This is a genomic window from Nakamurella leprariae (assembly GCF_016918035.1).
GTDB lineage: Bacteria > Actinomycetota > Actinomycetes > Mycobacteriales > Nakamurellaceae > Nakamurella > Nakamurella leprariae.
On the sequence record NZ_JAERWK010000010.1, the window covers coordinates 176,103 to 194,779 of the forward strand.

An 18,677-nucleotide genomic window follows, 5' to 3' on the forward strand; every position below is an offset into this window, starting at 1 on the left:
TACTCAGTCCAGGGCTGCCCAGCCCTCGATCAACTTGCGGGCGATGGAGACGGCGCCGGGCAGCATCTTGCGCTGGGTCGACCCGGCCGGCTGCGCGGTCATGTCCATGGCTTCCTCGCCGAGCATGCGCCGCACCTCCTCGCGCGTCACCCAGTGCGCCTGCTCGATCTCACCCTCGCGGGGGTGCAGCGGCTGGTCCGGATCAGCGCGGGCGGCGAAGCCGAGCATGAGCGACCGCGGCGCCGGCCACGGCTGGGAGGTCAGGTAGGTGATCTGGTCGACGTCGAGGCCGACCTCCTCCTTGATCTCCCGGGCCACCGTCATCTCCAGCGACTCACCGGCCTCGACGAAGCCGGCCAGCACCGACACCCACCCCGGCGGCCAGATCGGTTGCCGGGCCAGCACCATCCGGTCGGCACCGTCGTGGACCAGCACGATGACCGCGGGATCGGTGCGCGGGAACTCCTCGTGACCCTGCTCGCACACCCTCGCCCAACCGGCCGGGCTGGCCGTGCTCGGGGTGCCGCACCGTGGGCAGAAGGCACCGCGCTGATGCCAGTTGAGCAGCGCGGTCGCGGTGGCCAACAGCCCGGCGTCGTCGTCGGACAGCAGCGCACCGATCTGCAGCAGGTGCATGCGGGTGACACCGGAGGTCTCCCCCGGCACCAGCACGCCGTCCGGCGCGCCGCTCTGCTCCGGAGCGGGCACCGGAACCGCCCAGTGATCCACCCCGCCGACCGCGCCGAGCAGGATGGCGTCGGCCGGCGGCTCCGCCCCGAATCTGTCGGTGGGCACGGTGACCAGACGCGGCCGCGACCCGGTGGCGTCGTACTCGACGCGACCCATCGGGTCGACGGTGATCACCCGGGCGGTCGGCCAGCCGGCCCTCATCCGCTCGGGCGCCCGCAGGTCCTCGGACCGGTCGATCTCGCCGCGGGCGAGGGTCGGCCGTTCGACCGGGAACCAACCGGCCGGGGTGGGCGCCGGGACGGCCGACGGCGCCGGGTGCAGCGTCGGCGTGGTCGGCGCCGAGCCCGTGCTGGGGATGGTCATGGCAGCATCACACCACCCAGGCTCTGCATCCCTGCAGCCAGCACCTCCAGATCGCCGACCACCACGCCGGTGACGGCCGTGGGGGCGAACAGCGTCGCCGCCGCCTCGGCGACCTGATCGACCGTCACCTCGGCCAGACGTCGCGGGTGCTCGCGCAACCAGGACGGGTCCAGCCCGGACTCGGCGATCCAGGACAACGTCGAGGCGTACCCGCGCTGCGTGGCCAGCGAGTTGGCCAGCGTCCCCAGCGCGTAGTTGCGCGCCGACTCGACCTCGTTCGCAGCCGGAGCGACCAGACTGATCCGGCCGAGCTCGTACCGGGTCTCCAGCAGGGCCGCCGCGGTGACCGCGGTGGCCGTGTCGAACGCGATGGTGGTGGCCGCACGCCCGGGCCAGAACTCCAGCGACGAGTGGGCGCTGTACGTGTAGCCCTTGCTCTCCCGGATGTTCTCCACCAGCCGCGACGAGAAGTAGCCGCCGAACACCAGGTTGGCCAACTGGGCCGCCGGGTACCCGGGATCGGCCCGCTCCAGGGCCGCGGTGGACAACCGGACCTGCGACTGCACGGCCCCCGGGCGCTGGTGCGCGGTCAGGGCCGAGCCGATCACCGGCGGCGGCGGGGCGAGCAGCCGGCCGACCGGCCCACCCGGACTGCCCCAGCCGGACAGTGCATCGGTGACCGCGGCCAGCGCGCGCGCCGGGGACAGGTCGCCGACCAGGACGAGGGTGGCCCCGCCGGGGATCACCGCGCGTTGGTGCAGGGTGCGCACCGACGCCGGGGTGACGGCGGCGACCTCGCCGGCGTCGGGCATCTCGTGCGCCGCCGGGTGGTCGCCGAACCGCTGCTGCTGCAAGAGCATCCGGGCCACGGTGGACGGCTGCGCCGAGGAGATGGCCAGCAGTTCCACCAACCGGTCCCGTTCGCCGGTCACGTCCCGGGCGCGGTAGGCGGCGTCGGTCAGCGAGTCCGCCAGCACCTCCAGCAGCACCGGCAGTCCGGTCGAGAGCACCGACCCGGACACCGAGAGCCGCTGCGGATCGACCGCCGCGTCGAGTACGCCACCCACGGTGGCCAGATCGGCGTCGACGTCCTCGCGGGTTCGCCGCCCGGTGCCCAGCATGATGGTCGCGGCCAGCAACTCCGCCCGCGCCGCGAAGCGGGACCCGGCGGCGGCGAACGGGATCCGGAGCCGCAGCTCGATCACCGGGGCCCCGGGCTTGCGGGCAGCCAGCACCCGCAGTCCGTTGTCCAGCACGGCGGCGGAGACGGTGGGCTCGCGCAGTCGGCCGACCGGATGCAGCTCGGGCACCGGCCGCGGCCCACGCTGGGTGCGGCCGATCTGCTCCGCTGTGCGTCTGGCCGGGACGGCGCTGCGCCGGGACGCCGCCCGCGCCGACGTCGTGGCCGAAGCCTGGCGCGGCGCGGACCGCCGGGTCGCGGGCTTCCGGGACGCGGCCTGCTCGGTCGCAGGCTGCTCCGTCGCGGCCTTGCGAGGCGCGACCTTACCGGTCGCGGCCTGGCCGGTCGCCGATGTCCGGGTCGACCGACGCCGGCGCGGCGGCGCATCGGACGGGTCCTGCGTCACGGTCGCCGCCGTGTCCGCGTCCGACCGGTCGTCCTCGGCGACGCGGGGCGTCGCCGTCCTCCTGGTGCGGCCCGTCATCGGGTCCCCTCCCCGTCCTGCGCGCCCGGTGTCCGACCGTCCTGGCCCTCGTCGCCGCCCGGCACCACGCGCAGCACGGCGCACCGATCCGGATCGAGAGAGCGCGCCGCGGCGGCGATGTCGTCCGGCGTCACGGCAGCGAGCAGCGCGGGGAGCTCACCGAGCAGCTCGGCCCGCCCGTGCAGCAGCTCGAAGGCGCCGAGCGAGCGGGTGCGGGACGAGATGCTGTCGTTGTCGCGGTAGAGCCCGGCGATGTACCGGGCGACGGCGCGCTCCAGCTCCGCCGGCGCCGGCGGTCCGTCGACCAGCCGGGCGATCTGCTCCACCGAGGCGTCGATCACCGTGTCCGCGTCGACCTGGGCGTGGTGGATCGCGCCGAGCACGAACACGTCCGGGTCACGGGCGTCGAGCGGGCCGCCGACCAGGCCTGGCCCGGCCCAGATCTCGGTGGCCAGACCGGCGTCGGCGACGACCGTCGACTGCAGCCGGGACGCCTCGCCGTCGGAGAGCACGCTGCCCAGCAGCATCGAGGCGAGGTACCCGTGCAGGTCGTCCACCGGGTCCGGCACCCGCCAACCGACGGCCACGGCCGGGGTGGGCGCGTGCGCGTCGACGTGCTCCTGCTCGGCCCGGGCGGTCGGCCACGGCTCGGCGAACGACGGCCGGACCGGCGCGGGACGGCCGGGCACGTCACCGAAGTGGGCAGCGACGAGGTCGGCGGCGATGTCCGGATCGAAGCCGCCACACACGGTCAGCACGGCGTTGGCCGGCGTGTAGTAGGTCTCGAAGAAGTCGGCGCAGTCCTCCACCGTGGCCGCCTGCAGGTCGACGAAGTCGCCGTACCCGTTGTGCGCGTTGGCGAACGTCGAGAACAGCACCGGCGGCAACAGGATCCACGGGAACCCGCCGTACGGCCGGTTCAGCACGTTGAGCCGGATCTCCTCGCTCACCACATCGACCTGGTTGGCCAGGTTCTCGGCGGTGATCATGGGCGCGCGCATGCGGTCGGCCTCGAGGAACAGCCCGCGCTCGAGCGCAGCCGACGGCAGCACCTCGTAGTAGTCGGTGTAGTCGGTGTGCGTGGAGCCGTTGAACACCCCACCCGAGGACTGCACCAGGCGGAAGTGCTCCAGCTTGGGCAACGACTCGCTGCCCTGGAACATCAGGTGCTCGAACAGATGCGCGAACCCGGTCCGCCCCTTGGGTTCTGATCTGAAGCCGACGTCGTAGTGCACCGAGACGCCCACCACCGGGGTGCTGCGATCCGGGGCCAGCACCACCCGCAGGCCGTTGTCCAACGTCATCCGGGTGACCGGGTAGTCGGCGGTGGGCAGGGGCCGACGCCGACCGCGAGCCGGAGCTGTGCCCGGCGAGGAGGGTTCCGCGGTGGCCGGCGCTCGTCCGCGCCGACGCGCGGTGGCTCGTTCGCTCACCGGCCCACCCTATCCGCGCGCCGGAACCACCTCGGTCGACCCGCCGGACCGGCCCGGACGGGGGTGAGGACGGCGGTGAGGACGGGGACGCGTTCGGGCATGCGGACCGCGGGCACCCGGCACCACCGCGGCGCCGGCGGCGACGGCCAGGACGGCGGCGCCCGCGGCGGTCAACGGCAGCGCCATGCTCCACGCCGCGGTGCCGCCGACCGAGGTGCCGGCCACCCGGACCCGGGTCGGCTCGTCGCGGCGGTGTTCCACCGCCAGCCGGTCACCGACCTGGTGACCGCAGGCGCTCAACTCGGCACGGACCGGGCCGGACGCGGTGGTGACCTGCACGGTGGTCGACCCGCCGGCCTGGGTGCAGGGCGCGGACGCCAGCACGACCGCGAAGGCGGGGACCGGGTCGTCGCCGACCGGATCGGCCGAGGTCGACCACCGCCCGGTCACCAGCAGCAGTACACCGATCAGGACGACGACGCCGCCGAGTGCGCCGAGCACGGCCGGCCACGAGACCCGGCGCTGCGACGGCCGGCGGTGCTTGCCCACGGGCTGCACCCTGGCACGACGCCGTCACCGGGCCCGGCACGCCGCGCCGTCCGGGTCGGGTGATCAGCGTGGTCGGCACCTGGTCGGCACGCGTGATCGGTCGTGATGATCAGTCGAAGCCGAGACGGCGCAACTGTTTCGGGTCGCGTTGCCACTCCTTGGCCACCGTGACGTGCAGGTCGAGGTACACCTTGGTCCCGACGAGCGCCTCGATGCCCGGGCGGGCGCGGGTGCCGATCCGGGACAGCCGGGAGCCCTTGCTGCCGAGGATGATCGCCTTCTGCGAGTCCCGCTCGACGAAGATGGTGGCGTAGACGTCGGTGAGCGGTGGCCGGCCCGGTTCCCGCTCCCGCGGTCCCATCTCGTCGACGACCACGGCCACCGAATGGGGCAGCTCCTCGCGCACGCCGTCCAGCGCCGCCTCGCGGACGAGCTCGGCGATGAGCGTCTCGACGGGTTCGTCGGTGAGCTCGGCGTCGGGGTAGAACCGCGGACCCGGCGGCAGGCAGTCGATGAGCAGGTCGGTCACCACGTCGACCTGGGTGCCGGCGGTGGCCGACACCGGCACCACGTGGGCGAACTCGCGCAGCTGCGCGAGCGCCTGCAGCTGGGCGGCCACCTGCTCGGGGCGGGCCCGATCGGTCTTGGTCACGATGCCGACGACCGGGCTGCGCGGCGCCTCCTTGGTCAGGTCGGCCGCGATGCGCCGGTCCCCCGGGCCGATCGGCTCGTCCGCCGGGACGCAGAAGCCGACCACGTCGACGTCGCTCCACACCGAGCGGATCAGATCGCCGAGGCGCTCGCCGAGCAGGGTCCGCGGCTTGTGCATGCCCGGCGTGTCCACGATGACCAGCTGGGCGTCGGGGCGAGTGACGATGCCGCGGATGGCCCGCCGGGTGGTCTGCGGCTTGTCCGAGGTGATGGCGATCTTGCTGCCCACCACCGCGTTCAGCAGCGTCGACTTGCCCACGTTCGGCCGGCCGACGAAACACGCGAAGCCGGAGCGGTGCTCGGGGCCGGGCGGGGGCAGCGGCTGTCGCGGAGCCGGGCTCTCGGGGCCGGTGGTCACGGGGTCACCTGCCGCAGCACGGACCCGGACGGATCCACCGTGATCAGCAGCGCGGCGCCGAGTTCGGCCACCGCGGCCCGCCCGATCGGCACGTCCCCAGCCTGGGCACCACGGTCGGCGTCGGTGTCGTCCGACCCGTCGGTGACCACGACGGCCGCCTCCAACCGACGGGCGCCGGAGGACACGGCCGCGGCCACGGCCGCCTGCAGCGCGGACAGTCCCAGCGAAGCGAGCCGGACGTCGCCGGCGGCGTAGGTCCGGCCGTCGTCGTCGCGCACCGCCGCCCCGGTCGGGGTCCCGGCGCGGCCCCGGGCGCCACGGGCCAGCACGACCAGCTTGGCGTCCTCGGGATCGGTCACGGCCTCGTCGGACGGGCCGGCGGACGGCGTGGCTGGGTCGGTCATCGCTGCACCTGTTCCTCGGAGCTGGGTCGGGTCGTGCCAGGGCCGGTCGCGCCGGCTCGGGTCGCAGTGGGTCCGGTCGCAGTGGGTCCGGTCGCAGTGGGTCCGGTCGCAGTGGGTCCGGTCGCAGTGCCGTCCGGATCGGCCGAACGTGGCCGGTCGACACCGACGGTCGGGAGGACGGTCGGGGGGACGGTCAGGTTCGGCCGAACGGTTCCGTCCGGCCGATCGTCGGTCGACCCGCCGCCGGGCGCTGGGGCTGCCGCATCCACTGGTGCTGCCACATCCGCTGCAGCTGGCTCATCCGGAGCGGCGTCCGACGCGGCCGTCCGGTCGGTGGCGGCCCGTTCCGCCGCCCGGCGGGCGGCCTTGCGGGCGGCCTTGGCCGCCTTGCGGGCGCGGCGCCGTTCGTCGTCGTCGGACGAGGCACTGTCCGGGGCCGGGTCCGACCCGGTGGACTCCGGCCGGGCGGAGGCCTCGTCCACGGTGTCGACGGACCCGTCCGGCTCGTCGGTGGTGTCGGCCGTCCGGTCGGTGTCGGCCCGGTCGGCCGGCTCGTCACGGAGCAGCGCCTCCTCGCGCTCGCGGCGTTCGCGCTCCTGCCGTTCCCGGTCCTCGTCCTGCTGACGGCGCCGCTCCGCGAGTTCGGCCGGGGTGAGTCGGCGCACGGTCACGGCCAGAACCCGTGGGCGACCGCGTCGGTCCCGTCCGTCCTCGCCGACCAGCTGCAGGCCCTCGATCTCGGCCACCGATCCGGGCAGCGGCACCCGGCCCAGCAGCTGGGCGAGCAGGCCGCCGACGGTCTCGACCTCCTCGGCCGGCAGGTCGATGCCGAACAGGTCGCCGAGATCCTCGACGGCCAGTCGGGCGGACACCCGCACCCGGCCGTCGTCCAGGTGCTCGATCGGTGGCGGCGCGTCCGCGTCGTACTCGTCGGTGATCTCACCGACGATCTCCTCGAGCACGTCCTCGATGGTGACGATGCCGGCCACGCCGCCGTACTCGTCGATCACGACGGTGAAGTGGCTGTGGCTGAGCTGCATCTCGCGCAGCAACTCGTCCGCCCGCTTGGAGTCCGGCACGAAGACCGCCGGTCGCATCACGGCCGAGACCGACGGTCCGCTGACGTCGACCGGACCTCGCCCGGCGTCCGGGCCGTCCGGCGCCGGGTCGTCGATCTCGACCAGCAGCGCGGCGATCAGGTCCTTGACGTAGGCGACCCCGACCACATCGTCGATGTCCTCGCCGATCACCGGGATGCGGGACATGCCGGAGCGACTGGCCAACTGCAGCGCCTGACGGGTCGAGCGGTCCGCCTCGATCCAGATCATCTCGGTGCGCGGCACCATCACCTCGCGGGCGATGGTGTCGCCCAGCTCGAACACGCTCTGCAGCATCTCGCGCTCGGTCTCCTCGACCAGGCCGCGGCGGCCGGCGATGTCGACCAGCTCACGCAGCTCGATGTCGGAGGTGAACGGGCCCTCGCGGAACCCCTTGCCCGGGGTGATGGCGTTGCCCAGCAGGATGAGCAGGGACGCGACCGGCGAGAGCACCTTGGCCAGACCGCGGGTCGCGGTGGCCAGGGCCAGACCGACCCGGTACGGGTGCTGGCGACCGATGGTCCGCGGCAGCACGCCGACCACCACGTAACAGACGACGATCATGACCAGGACGGCGATGAGGCCGATCCACCACCGGAAGCCCCAGGTGCTGAAGACGACCGCGGACAGCACCACGGTCGCGGTCAGTTCGGTGCTGAGCCGGAGCAACAGCAACAGGTTCGTGTACCGCGGTCGGTCCGAGACGATCCGCAGCAGCGACGCCGCCCCGCGGCGTCCCTCGCGGTGCAACTCCTCGACCCGCGCCGGGGAGGCCATCGCGATGGCCGCGTCGGCGGCGGCCAGCAGCCCGGCCACCGGCAGCAGCACGGCCGCGGCCACGACCAGCAGGACGTCGAGGGCGTCGAAGGGGGTCATCGGCCGTCCCACCCGTCATCGACGCGGCCGGCGCCGGAGTGCAGGGACCCGCCCCGGCCGGCGCGCAGCGGGTCCACCGCCGGCGGGTGGGGCGGGCCGGGTCTGTCGCCGCCCGCGGTCACCGCGGGTTCCCGGCGCGCTGGTCCCACCAGCCGTCGAGCAGTTCGTTCTGCAGCCGGAACATCTCGCGTTCCTCGTCCGGTTCGGCGTGGTCGAAACCCAGCAGGTGCAGGATGCCGTGCACGGTCAGCAGTTGCAGCTCGTCGTCCAGCGAGTGCCCGCCGGTGCGGGCCTGCTCGGTGGCCACCTCCGGGCACAGGACGACGTCCCCGAGCAGGGCGGGACCGGGGCCGGTCTCGTTGGGCCGGCGCGCGGTGTCCAGCTCGTCCATCGGGAAGCTCATCACGTCGGTCGGACCGGGCTCGTCCATCCACTTGACGTGCAGCTCGGTCATCGCCTCGACGTCCACGAGCAGCACCGACAGCTCGGCGAGCTCGTCGATGCCCATCTGCCCGAGCACGAAGCGGGAGACCTCGACGAGCGCCGGCTCATCGACACCGACCCCGGACTCGTTGGCCACCTCAACGGTCATCGGTCCCGGTCCCATCGCTGCTCGCCGGCGGGCCGGCCGCCCTGCTCACGACCGTGCTGGGCGGGGCCGGTGTGCGCGCGTCCGGTGTGCCGGCTCCGCGCCGGGTTGCGGTCCTGCCGGTCGGGGGAAGGATCGGTGTTCGCCGCGTCCCACCGCTCGTAGGCGTCGACGATGTCGCCGACCAGGCGGTGCCGGACCACGTCCGACGAGGTCAGCGTGGGGAACTCGACGTCGTCGACGTGCCGCAGGATGTCCCGCACGACGGACAGGCCGGAGCGCTGCCCCCCGGGCAGGTCGACCTGGGTGACGTCGCCGGTGACCACGATCTTCGAGCCGAACCCGAGCCGGGTCAGGAACATCTTCATCTGCTCGGGCGTGGTGTTCTGCGCCTCGTCGAGGATGATGAACGCGTCGTTCAGCGTCCGTCCCCGCATGTACGCCAGCGGCGCCACCTCGATCGTCCCGGCCGCCATGAGGCGCGGGATCGACTCCGGGTCGAGCATGTCGTGCAGCGCGTCGTACAGCGGGCGCAGGTACGGGTCGATCTTGTCCGACAGGGTGCCGGGCAGGAAGCCGAGCCGTTCGCCGGCCTCCACCGCCGGCCGGGTCAGGATGATCCGGTTGACCTGCTTGGCCTGCAGCGCCTGCACCGCCTTGGCCATGGCCAGGTAGGTCTTGCCGGTCCCGGCCGGGCCGATGCCGAAGACGATGGTGTTGGCGTCGATGGCATCGACGTACCGCTTCTGGTTCAGCGTCTTGGGCCGGATGGTGCGGCCCCGGCGGGAGATGATGTTCAGCCCCAGCACCGCCGCGGGGCTCTCCGGACCGCCGGCGGCGGTCGGGCCCGCGTCCGGTGACGCGGCCGTCGCGGCGTCGGTCAGCATCCCCACCGTGCGGCGCACGGTGTCCGGAGTGATGACCGATCCCTGCTCCTGCAGCGTCAACAGTTCGCGGACGGACCGCTCGGCCAGGGCGACGTCCTCGGGCGCGCCGCGCAGGGTGATCCGGTTGCCCCGCACGTGGATGTCGGCTGCCAGGGACTGCTCGAGCTGGCGCAGCAGCACGTCACCCGAGCCGAGCAGGCCGACCATCGCCCGTTCGTCCGCGACCACCAGCACCGAGGTGGCGCTGCGGTCGGCATCCGGACCGGCCGCGGCCCGGGCCGACGCAACCGCCGAGGTCGGGACCGGATGGACCCGGTCCGGCTCGGCGCCTCGAAGGACCGGATCGGGGTCCGCGTCCCGCCCGGCTGACTGACCGGTGGTCCGTGCGGCGGGGTCGCTGGGGGGAACGCGCCGCCCGGTCGGAGGAGTGTTCCGATCGGAGGCCGAGGTGGGGTCCGGCACCGGCTGAGTTTCGCCTACTTCCGCTGAGTGGGGGACTGGCTGCCTGACGAGCTGCTGGTGGCGACGGGCGACGGCCGCACCTGGGTCTCGATGCTACCGTCGCCGACCCGGTTGATCGACGACCGACCGGACGCACCCGGCCTCCCGGCCGGGCCACCCGTTCCGGTCACCGGGCGGCCACCCGCTGGTACTTGCGGATGGAGAGCGGGACGAAGACCAGCAGCAGCCCGAGCATCCACAGCCCGCTGTAGAGCACGGGGTGCTGCAGCGGCCAGACGTCCGGCGGCGGCAGTTGCGGGCTGGTGTTGCCCCACAGCTCGCGGACCGCCTGGACCAGCGCGGAGATGGGGTTCCACTCCGCGACCACCTTGAGGACGGTCGGGAAGTTGTTGGTCGGCACGAAGGTGTTGGCGATGAAGGTGATCGGGAAGATGACGATGAACGAGGCGTTGTTGAACACCTCCGGCGACCGGACGCTGAGACCGATCAGCGCCATCAGCCAGGACACCGAGTAGGCGAACAGCAGCAGCAGCCCGAATCCGGCCAGGGCCTCCAGCACCGTGCCGTTGATCCGCCACCCGACCAGCAGCCCGGTGATGACCATGACCACCATGCTCACCACGTTGATGCCGACGTCGGCGAAGGTGCGCCCGACCAGGACCGCCGACCGGGCCATCGGCAGCGAGCGGAACCGGTCGATGAGGCCCTTGGTCATGTCCTCGGCCAGCGAGGTCCCGGTGAAGCTGCTGCCGAACACCACCGTCTGCGCGAAGATCCCGGCCATGAGGAAGTCGACGTAGTCGACGCCCGGCAGCGGGATCGCGCTGCCGAAGATGTACGTGAAGAGCAGCACGAACATGATCGGCGACAACGTCGAGAAGACCAGCACGTCCGGCACACGCCTGATCTTGAGCAGGTTGCGCTTGGTGACCACCAGGCCGTCCGCGACGGCCATGCCCACGGAGCTCATCGGGTGACCTCCGCCCGGTCCCGGGCCGGCCGCTCGTCGGGCTTCCCGTCCGGCTGGACCTCGGCGGCCCGGCCGGTCAGGGTCAGGAAGACATCGTCCAGATCCGGACGGCGCAGACCGACGTCGATCACGGTGACCCGGTCGGCCACCCGGTCCAGCGCCTCGCGCAGCACGCCGGCACCGCCGCTGACCGGCATGCTGAACGTGCGGTTGGCCTCGTCCAGGTTGGGCCGGTCGAGTCCGAGCCCGGAGAGTGCGTCGGCCAGCACCGGCAGGTCGGCGGCGTCGGTGACGGTGAACTCGAGCCGCTCCCCACCGACCTGGGCCTTGAGCTCGTCGGCGGTGCCCCGGGCGATGATCCGCCCGTGATCCACCACGGCGATGCCGTCGGCCAGCCGGTCGGCCTCCTCCAGGTACTGGGTGGTCAGCAGGATGGTGGTGCCCTCGCCGACCAGCGCGGCGATGAACTCCCACATCGTGATGCGGCTGCGCGGATCCAGCCCGGTCGTCGGCTCGTCCAGGAACAGCACCCGTGGCCGGGCGATGAGCGATGCGGCGATGTCCAGCCGCCGACGCATCCCGCCCGAGTAGGTCTTGCTGATCCGGTCGCCCGCGTCGGCCAGGTCGAACTGCTCGAGCAGGGAGCGGGCCCGGCTCCGGACCTCGGCGCGCGGCAGGTGGTAGAGCCGTCCGGCCATCTCCAGGTTCTCGAAGCCGGTGAGGTACTCGTCGACCGCCGCGTACTGCCCCGTCACACCGATCACCGCGCGGACCCGGTCGGCGTCCCGCAGCACGTCCAGACCCAGCACCGTGGCCCGCCCGGCGTCCGGCTTGAGCAGCGTGGTCATGATGCGCACCGCGGTGGTCTTGCCGGCGCCGTTCGGGCCGAGCAGGCCGAGCACGGTGCCCTCGGGGACCTCCAGATCGATGCCGTCCAGCGCGGTCGTCCGCTTGAACCGCTTGACCAGGCCGGACACCTCGATCGCGACGGTCATCGGGACCGTCCCGGGTGTCGTCGACCGCGCTCGACGGTCGAGTCCGGTGCTGTGCCGACTGCTGTGGTCATGTCGCTCCCGTCGCCGGTCCGGCCCGCCTGGTGGCGGAGTGCCGGCGGTGCCCGGCCGGGCCGGGACCGCCTCACCACCGACCGCAGCCGGAGCGCCGATTCATCGCGGACGCACCCGACCGTGCCCGGGCGCCGGACGCCCGCGGAGCACCGCCGGTGGATGCGGCCAGGAGTACCAGCCGACACCGACAACCGGATCCGGGGATCCCCCGGGGCCGGGAGATCAGACCATGCGCAGCAGCTGGTCCCGGCAGATCTGCCAGGCCGGCTGGTCGGGATCGATCAGCTCCATGTGTCCGACGCCGGGCAGCACGATGAGCCGGACCGGGTCGCCGGCCGAGGACGCCGCGGTCACGTAGCGCTCGGACTGGCTCAGCGGGACGACGTCGTCGGCGTCGCCGTGCACACAGACGATCCGCGCGCCGTCCCCGACGTGCGCGATCGGCGAGGCGTGGTGGTACCGCTGCGGCATGGACAGCGCCGGGCCCTCCATCAGGGCGTCGACCGCACCGTTGCCCAGCCGTTGCTGGCTGGCCAGCACCAGGTCCAGCAGGCCGGCCTGGGAGACCGCACCCAGCAGGTTGATGCCCGGCTCGCCCGGCTGCATCGAGCCGGCCGTGCCCGCGCGCAGCGAGTGCCGGTGGGCCAACCAGGCGGCCAGGTGACCGCCGGCCGAATGGCCGACGGCGGCCACCCGGCTCAACAGCAACCGGCCCTCCGCCGCCCGCTGACCGATGGTGACCAGGGAGTCCGCCGCCCGCGCCACGTCGGCCAGGGTGGTCGGCCAGCCGCCGCCGTCGCCGACCCGGCGGTACTCGACGGCCGCCGCGGCCACACCGAACCGGGCCAGGTCGCGGGCCAACGGCTCGGCCAGCTCGATGCCGTACCGCAACCGCCAGTAGCCGCCGTGCAGCACCAGGACGACGGGCAGGTTCGACCCGGCCGGCAGGTACAGCCGGACCATCTGACTGCTGTGCGGTCCGTACCGGTAGTCGACGGTGTCGATCTTCACGCGTAGTTCCTTCTCGGGCGGCCGGGTCCGGCCGGCGCGGGGCTCGGCTGAGCGCGGTGTGGGGGGGCGGCCCAGGAGGCCGGGTGGATCGATGGGCACGGCAGCGCCCGGGACAGCACTCGGGTCGGTCGTCGGACGACCGCGGCCACCGTACCGACCGCACGGCCGTCCCCCGGGCCGCCGTTGCCGCCTGACGGGTGTCGAGTCCGGATCGGCCGGCTCACCGATCCGACCAGCGGCCGGTGAGGGCGGCGACCGCACCGAGCGCGACGGCGGCCGCGGTGGACGAGCGGAGCACCTCCGGACCGAGTCGTGCCGGCGTCGCACCGGCCTGCTCGAACGCGGCCAGCTCCTCCGGCGCGACCCCGCCCTCGGGGCCGACGATCAGCACCAACCGGCCGGCCCGGGGCAGGGGCAGCTCGGTGAGCGGCGCCGTCGCGGCCTCGTGCAGCACGACCGCGGTCCCCTGACCGGCCGCCTCCGCGACCAGCCGGACCACCGTGGCCGTGTCGGCCAGCTCGCCGACCGTCGGCAGGTGCGGACGCCGGGCCTGCTTGGCCGCCGACCGCGCCGTGCTGCGCCACTTCTCCACGCCGCGCCGGGCTTTGTCGGTCCCGGTCCAGCGGGCCACGCAGCGGGCGGCCGCCCACGGCACGATCGCGTCCACGCCCGCCTCGGTGGCCAGGTCGACGGCGAGCTCGCCGCGCTCCCCCTTGGGCAGCGCCTGCACGACGGTGACCAACAGCGGCGCCAGCGGCACCGTCACCTGGTCCAGCACGTCGACCTCGACGCTGTCGCGGCCGGCGCCGACGACCCGTGCCGTCCAGCGGGATCCCCGGCCGTCGGCCAACAGCAGCAGCTCGCCGGCGCGCAACCGTTGCACGGTCGCCGCGTGCCGCCCCTCCGGACCGGTCAGCGTCCAGGACCGCCCGACCTCGGGCCGCGGAGCGGTCACGCTGCGGTCGTCGGCCGACGGGTCGATCAGGAACAGCGGCTCGCCGCTCACCGCCCGGCGAGCGAGTCGCGCAGCCGCGAGAAGAAGCCGCCGTGGCCGCGCGCGGCCAGCTCCGGCTGCTCCTCGCCGCGCAGCACGGCCAGCTCGCGCAACAGCTCGGTCTGCCGGCTGTCAAGCCGGGTCGGGGTGACCACCTCGATGTGCACGTGCAGGTTGCCGGAGCCACTGCCCCGCAGCCGGGGCATGCCCTGTCCGCGCAGGGTCAGCACGGTGCCGGACTGGGTCCCGGACTGGATGACCAGGTCCTGGGCGCCGTGCAGGGTCGCCAGCGACATGGTGGTGCCCAGCGCGGCCGTGGTCATCGGCACGTGGACCGTGCAGTGCAGGTCGATGCCGTCGCGGGTGAACCGCTCGTGCACGGCCTCGCGCACCTCGACGTACAGGTCGCCGGGGGCCCCACCGCCGGGTCCGACCTCGCCCTGGCCGGCCAGCCGGACCCGGATGCCGTCGCCCACGCCGGCCGGGATGTTGGCCCGGACCACCCGCCGGGCGCGCACCCGGCCCTCGCCGTGGCACTGCTGGCAGGGCTCGGGGACGACCTCACCGAAGCCGCGGCAGACCGGGCACGGCCGGGTGGTGATGACCTGGCCGAGCAGCGAGCGCTGCACCTGCTGCAGCTCGCCGCTGCCGCCACACGTGTCGCACGTGCTCGGCGACGTGCCCGGCGCACAGCCGTTCCCGTGACAGGTCGAGCACAGCGTCGCGGTGTCGACGGTGATGTCCTTGGCCACCCCGGTCGAGCACTCCTGGAGGGTCAGCTCGACCTGGATGAGCGCGTCCTCGCCCTGCCGGGTGCGTGACCGCGGACCGCGCCGCGGGCCACCCTGCCCGCCGCCGAAGAAGGCGTCCATGATGTCGCCGAGACCCATGCCGCCGAACGGGTCGCCGGCCGCACCGCCACCCCCGCCGGCCGGGGCCAGCGGATCCCCGCCGAGGTCGACGACCTGACGCTTGGCCGGGTCGGAGAGCACCTCGTAGGCCGCGGTCACGTCCTTGAACCGTTGCTGGGCGGCGGGATCCGGATTGACGTCCGGGTGCAGTTCCCGGGCGAGCTTGCGGTACGCCCGCTTGATCTCGTCGGCCGAGGCGCCCCGCCCCACACCCAGGAGCCCGTAGTAGTCGCGTGCCACCCTCTGCACCAGTCGCCCTTCCGGCGGGATCTCCCCGCGTCACCCTCGATCCCGGCACCGCTGCAGAGCGGCGCCGGACACTGTCCTACGGTTCGGCCGGCGGTCCGGCCTCCGGGGTCACCCCCGGCGGTGCTCCGGTCAGCGACCGGCCACGATCTCCCCGACGTACCGCGCCACGGCCCGCACGGCGGCCATGGTGCCGGGATAGTCCATCCGGGTCGGCCCGACCACGGCGACGCCGCCCATCACCATCGTCCCGGTCCCGTACCCGGCCGACACCAACGCCGAGCTGGCCAGGTTCTCGTCGGCGATCTCCTGGCCGATCGAGACGCGCACGGCGTCCGGCGACTCGAGCGCAGCCATCAGCTTGAGCAGGGTGACCTGCTCGTCCAGCGCCTCGAGCACGCCGCGGAGCGTCTCGGGCTGGTCCGCCCAGGCCCCGGTGATGTGCGAGGTGCCGGAGAGCACCAGCCGTTCCTCGTGCTGCTCGACCAGCGAGCCGAGCAGGGCGGCCACGGCCGGCTCGACGACCGGGCGCAGCGACGGGTCGGTGGTGCGGGCCAACTCGGCCACGGCGTCGGCGGCCTCGGGCAGCCGACGGCCGACGGCGTGGGCGGCGAACAGCGCGCGCAGCCGGGTGACCATCTCGTCGTCCACCTCGACGTCGTCACCCAGGTCGACGGTGCGCTGCTCGACCCGCCCGGTGTCGGTGATGACGACCAGCAGCAACCGGCGCCGGTCGAGGGTCACCACCTCGACGTGCCGGACGTGCGAGCGGGTCAGCGTCGGGTACTGCACGACCGCGACCTGATGGGTCAGCTGGGCCAGCGACCGCACCGCCCGCCGCAGCACGTCGTCGAGGTCGACCGCCTGGGACAGGAAGGCGTGGATGGCCCGTCGCTCGCCCACCGACATCGGCTTGACCTGCGAGAGGCGGTCGACGAAGAGCCGGTACCCCTTGTCGGTGGGGATGCGACCGGCCGAGGTGTGCGGCTGGGCGATGTAGCCCTCGTCCTCGAGCGCGGCCATGTCGTTGCGGATGGTGGCCGGGGACACGCCCAGCTGGTGTCGCTCCGCCAGGGACTTGGAGCCCACCGGCTCCCGGGTCGCGACGTAGTCGGACACGATGGCCCGGAGCACCTCGAAGCGGCGGTCGTCCGCTGACATGGGTGCACCTCCCGCCCGATCGTCCGCACTCCGCCCGGGGCCGCCGTCCCACCGGCGGCCCGCCGATCCCGACTGGCACTCTCCGGGTCCTTGTGCCAAGTGTAGTCGCGGCGCCCCCACCGACAGGCTGATCCGCACTCCGGGCCGCGCGCGGCGGCGTCTACCCTGCTCATGGCACCGGGTGGTCCACCGGCGGCACCCGCCGGGACCGGGACCGGGCGCGCTCGGGGATGGTTCGGGACGGTTCGGGGTGGTGCGGTCATGATCTTCAAGGACGTGCGGGGCGACCGCCCGTACCCGGAGCACGGCCTGTCCTCCCGCGAGTGGGCGCGCATCCCGCCGCGCCAGGTCCGGCTGGCCGAGCTGGTCACCACCAAGCGCGAGCTGATGCTGGACACCCTGCTCGACGAGACCTCGACGTTCTACGGCGACCTGTTCCCGCACGCCGTCCGCTGGCAGGGCGACCTCTACCTCGAGGACGGCCTGCACCGGGCGCTGCGCGCGGCACTGCGGCAGCGCACGATCATGCACGTCCGCATCCTCGACCTGGACGCCCCGGCCGGCCGGCCGCCCGGCGGCTGAGGCGCCGGGCACCGTTGCGGTGGCCCGATCAGTCGAGCAGGTCGATGGCGATGCCGTCGGCCAGCAACCGCCCGGACAGCGTGAGCACCGCCCGTCCGGCCGCGAAGGCAGCGGCGTCCAGGGTGCCGGCGTCCACCTGCCGCCGGGCCCGGTCCCGCCCCGCCCCGCTGAGCGCGGTCAGCGGCAACCCGTCGACCAGGCGCAGCCGCAGCAGCACGTCCTCGGTGCGCCGGGCCCGCTCGTCGAGCACCTCCCGGGCCTGACCGGGTGAGCGGCCGGCGGCCAGCGCCGCGGCGTACGCGGCCGGGTGCCGGACGTTCCACCAGCGCACCCCACCGACGTGCGAGTGCGCGCCGGGCCCCACGCCCCACCAGTCGCCGCCGGTCCAGTAGGCCAGGTTGTGCCGGCACCGGCCCTGCCGCGTGCGCGCCCAGTTGGACACCTCGTACCAGGCGAACCCGGCGTCGGACAGCGCCTGCTCGGCCAGCAGGTACCGATCGGCCAGCACGTCCTCGTCCGGCATCGGCAGCGCCCCGGTGCGCACCGCGCGGGCCATCCGGGTCCCGGGTTCCACGATGAGCGAGTAGGCCGAGACGTGGTCCACCCCGGACGCGATCGCGGCGGCCAGCGAGTCGGCGAAGTCCTGGTCGCGCTCCCCCGGCGTGCCGTAGATCAGGTCGAGGTTGACGTGCTCGAAGCCCGCCGCGCGGGCGTGGGCGACCACCTCCAGCGGCCGGCCTGGGGTGTGCCGGCGGTCCAGGACCTGCAGCACCCGGGACGAGGTGGACTGCATGCCCAGCGACAGCCGCGTGTAGCCGCCCGCCCGCAGCGCGTCCAGCAGGGCCGGGTCGGTCGACTCCGGGTTGGCCTCGGTGGTCACCTCGACGTCGGGCGCCAGCGGGAACCGGTCGGCGATGGCACGCAGCAGTCCGGTCAGCGGTCCCGCTCCGACCAGCGAGGGCGTCCCGCCGCCGACGAACACGGTGGACACCGGACGGGTGCCGCCGGTCGGGCCGGACCCGAGCACCTTGGCGGCCAGGTCGATCTCGGCCAGGCACGCGTCCAACCAGGACTGCGCGGAGGCGTCCGAGCCCAGCTCGCCGGCGGTGTAGGTGTTGAAGTCGCAGTAGCCGCACCGCGTCGCGCAGAACGGCACGTGCAGGTAGAACGACAGGCTGCGGTCGGCCTCGCCGACGGACGCCTGGTCGGGCAGGGATCCGTCGGCCGGGACCGGATCGCCCTCGGGCGGGGTGGACGGCACGGCGTCCAGTGTGCCCGGGTTCCGGCGTGGGAGCCGCCTCCTCAGCGGGTGAGCGCGACCACCACTGCCACCGCGACCAGGACCACCAGCGCGATGCTCATCCAGCGCCGGCTCACCGCGGGCAGCGGCCGGCGGCTCACCGCGGGTCCCCTGGCACGGACTCCCCCGGGGCACGCCGGGACCCGGCGCCCGCACCGGAGCGCCGCAGGCCCAGCACCCCGTCCACCAGTCGGTCGATCAGGCCGGCCAGCAGCCAGAGCACCGGGACCAGGACGGCCAGCAGGATCAGCACCTGCAGCCAGTAAGGCGACTCGACCAGCCACGACTCGACCGCGTCGACCGCGCGCCAGAGGTCCATCACCACGCTCCCGGACGATCGGGCCGGCTGGAG

General features: G+C 73.9%; 17 protein-coding genes and 1 pseudogene. 1 reads left to right on the forward strand and 17 read right to left on the reverse strand.

Going from position 1 to position 18,677, the window contains the following annotated elements; all coding sequences use genetic code 11:
* Positions 1–3: 3 nt before the first annotated feature.
* The 15 genes and pseudogenes from nudC to hrcA all read right to left on the reverse strand — a co-directional run bounded on the left by nudC (position 4) and on the right by hrcA (position 16,443).
* Positions 4–1,053 carry an NAD(+) diphosphatase gene (gene nudC / locus JL106_RS08465; RefSeq protein WP_205260262.1) on the reverse strand — a complete coding sequence of 350 codons (1,050 nt, stop codon included), beginning with the start codon at positions 1,051–1,053 and terminating at the stop codon, positions 4–6.
* The gene (locus tag JL106_RS08470) at positions 1,050–2,363 is read right to left on the reverse strand and encodes a M16 family metallopeptidase (protein ID WP_328841798.1); all 1,314 of its coding nucleotides are present in this window, start codon (positions 2,361–2,363) and stop codon (positions 1,050–1,052) included. Before JL106_RS08470 ends, nudC begins: the two co-directional genes overlap by 4 nt.
* Positions 2,364–2,713: 350 nt before the next feature.
* Positions 2,714–4,021, reverse strand: a complete 1,308-nt coding sequence (locus JL106_RS08475) for a M16 family metallopeptidase (protein WP_205260264.1) — start codon at positions 4,019–4,021, stop codon at positions 2,714–2,716.
* A 138-nt stretch (positions 4,022–4,159) separates the two neighbouring features.
* Entirely contained in the window at positions 4,160–4,699 is a 540-nt protein-coding gene (locus JL106_RS08480) for a hypothetical protein (protein ID WP_205260265.1), read from the reverse strand.
* Positions 4,700–4,808: 109 nt separating this feature from the next.
* Positions 4,809–5,768, reverse strand: coding sequence for a GTPase Era (gene era, locus JL106_RS08485; protein WP_328841800.1), 960 nt, complete (start codon positions 5,766–5,768; stop codon positions 4,809–4,811).
* Positions 5,765–6,172 carry a cytidine deaminase gene (locus tag JL106_RS08490; RefSeq protein ID WP_205260266.1) on the reverse strand — a complete coding sequence of 136 codons (408 nt, stop codon included), beginning with the start codon at positions 6,170–6,172 and terminating at the stop codon, positions 5,765–5,767. Before JL106_RS08490 ends, era begins: the two co-directional genes overlap by 4 nt.
* Positions 6,173–6,756: 584 nt before the next feature.
* Positions 6,757–8,145, reverse strand: a pseudogene (locus JL106_RS08495) (hemolysin family protein); the annotation flags it as partial.
* A 118-nt stretch (positions 8,146–8,263) separates the two neighbouring features.
* A complete protein-coding gene (ybeY, locus tag JL106_RS08500) occupies positions 8,264–8,737 on the reverse strand; it encodes an rRNA maturation RNase YbeY (protein ID WP_205260268.1) in 474 nt (157 codons plus the stop codon).
* Entirely contained in the window at positions 8,734–9,828 is a 1,095-nt protein-coding gene (locus JL106_RS08505) for a PhoH family protein (protein WP_205260445.1), read from the reverse strand. The genes ybeY and JL106_RS08505 overlap by 4 nt, the downstream gene beginning before the upstream one ends.
* Positions 9,829–10,249: 421 nt before the next feature.
* Positions 10,250–11,053: an ABC transporter permease gene (locus JL106_RS08510; protein ID WP_205260269.1), complete on the reverse strand. Its 804-nt coding sequence runs from the start codon at positions 11,051–11,053 to the stop codon at positions 10,250–10,252.
* Positions 11,050–12,048, reverse strand: a complete 999-nt coding sequence (locus JL106_RS08515) for an ATP-binding cassette domain-containing protein (protein ID WP_205260270.1) — start codon at positions 12,046–12,048, stop codon at positions 11,050–11,052. The genes JL106_RS08510 and JL106_RS08515 overlap by 4 nt, the downstream gene beginning before the upstream one ends.
* Before the next feature lie 294 nt (positions 12,049–12,342).
* Entirely contained in the window at positions 12,343–13,131 is a 789-nt protein-coding gene (locus JL106_RS08520; protein WP_205260271.1) for an alpha/beta hydrolase, read from the reverse strand.
* Between the two features lie 220 nt (positions 13,132–13,351).
* Positions 13,352–14,137: a 16S rRNA (uracil(1498)-N(3))-methyltransferase gene (locus JL106_RS08525; protein WP_328841805.1), complete on the reverse strand. Its 786-nt coding sequence runs from the start codon at positions 14,135–14,137 to the stop codon at positions 13,352–13,354.
* On the reverse strand, positions 14,134–15,276 hold the full coding sequence (gene dnaJ, locus JL106_RS08530; protein WP_205260447.1) for a molecular chaperone DnaJ: 1,143 nt from the start codon (positions 15,274–15,276) through the stop codon (positions 14,134–14,136). Before dnaJ ends, JL106_RS08525 begins: the two co-directional genes overlap by 4 nt.
* 138 nt (positions 15,277–15,414) lie before the next feature.
* Complete coding sequence (hrcA, locus tag JL106_RS08535) at positions 15,415–16,443, reverse strand: heat-inducible transcriptional repressor HrcA (protein WP_205260272.1); 1,029 nt, start codon at positions 16,441–16,443, stop codon at positions 15,415–15,417.
* A 261-nt stretch (positions 16,444–16,704) separates the two neighbouring features.
* On the opposite strand from hrcA, the gene JL106_RS08540 reads away from it, so the two are divergent.
* A complete protein-coding gene (locus tag JL106_RS08540; RefSeq protein WP_205260273.1) occupies positions 16,705–17,025 on the forward strand; it encodes a type II toxin-antitoxin system VapB family antitoxin in 321 nt (106 codons plus the stop codon).
* A gap of 28 nt (positions 17,026–17,053) precedes the next feature.
* Here JL106_RS08540 and hemW read toward each other — a convergent pair whose 3' ends face one another.
* Positions 17,054–18,286: a radical SAM family heme chaperone HemW gene (gene hemW, locus JL106_RS08545; protein WP_328841808.1), complete on the reverse strand. Its 1,233-nt coding sequence runs from the start codon at positions 18,284–18,286 to the stop codon at positions 17,054–17,056.
* A 136-nt stretch (positions 18,287–18,422) separates the two neighbouring features.
* On the reverse strand, positions 18,423–18,644 hold the full coding sequence (locus JL106_RS08550) for a hypothetical protein (RefSeq protein ID WP_205260274.1): 222 nt from the start codon (positions 18,642–18,644) through the stop codon (positions 18,423–18,425).
* Positions 18,645–18,677 lie beyond the last annotated feature (33 nt).

Coding starts and splice junctions, on each gene's coding strand:
- nudC (WP_205260262.1), bottom strand. CDS start 1,053: ATGACCATCCCCAGCACGGGCTCGGCGCCGACCACGCCGACGCTGCAC.
- JL106_RS08475 (WP_205260264.1), bottom strand. CDS start 4,021: ATGACGTTGGACAACGGCCTGCGGGTGGTGCTGGCCCCGGATCGCAGC.
- JL106_RS08490 (WP_205260266.1), bottom strand. CDS start 6,172: ATGACCGACCCAGCCACGCCGTCCGCCGGCCCGTCCGACGAGGCCGTG.
- ybeY (WP_205260268.1), bottom strand. CDS start 8,737: ATGACCGTTGAGGTGGCCAACGAGTCCGGGGTCGGTGTCGATGAGCCG.
- JL106_RS08505 (WP_205260445.1), bottom strand. CDS start 9,828: ATGGTCGGCCTGCTCGGCTCGGGTGACGTGCTGCTGCGCCAGCTCGAG.
- JL106_RS08510 (WP_205260269.1), bottom strand. CDS start 11,053: ATGAGCTCCGTGGGCATGGCCGTCGCGGACGGCCTGGTGGTCACCAAG.
- JL106_RS08515 (WP_205260270.1), bottom strand. CDS start 12,048: ATGACCGTCGCGATCGAGGTGTCCGGCCTGGTCAAGCGGTTCAAGCGG.
- hrcA (WP_205260272.1), bottom strand. CDS start 16,443: ATGTCAGCGGACGACCGCCGCTTCGAGGTGCTCCGGGCCATCGTGTCC.
- JL106_RS08540 (WP_205260273.1), top strand. CDS start 16,705: ATGATCTTCAAGGACGTGCGGGGCGACCGCCCGTACCCGGAGCACGGC.
- JL106_RS08550 (WP_205260274.1), bottom strand. CDS start 18,644: ATGGACCTCTGGCGCGCGGTCGACGCGGTCGAGTCGTGGCTGGTCGAG.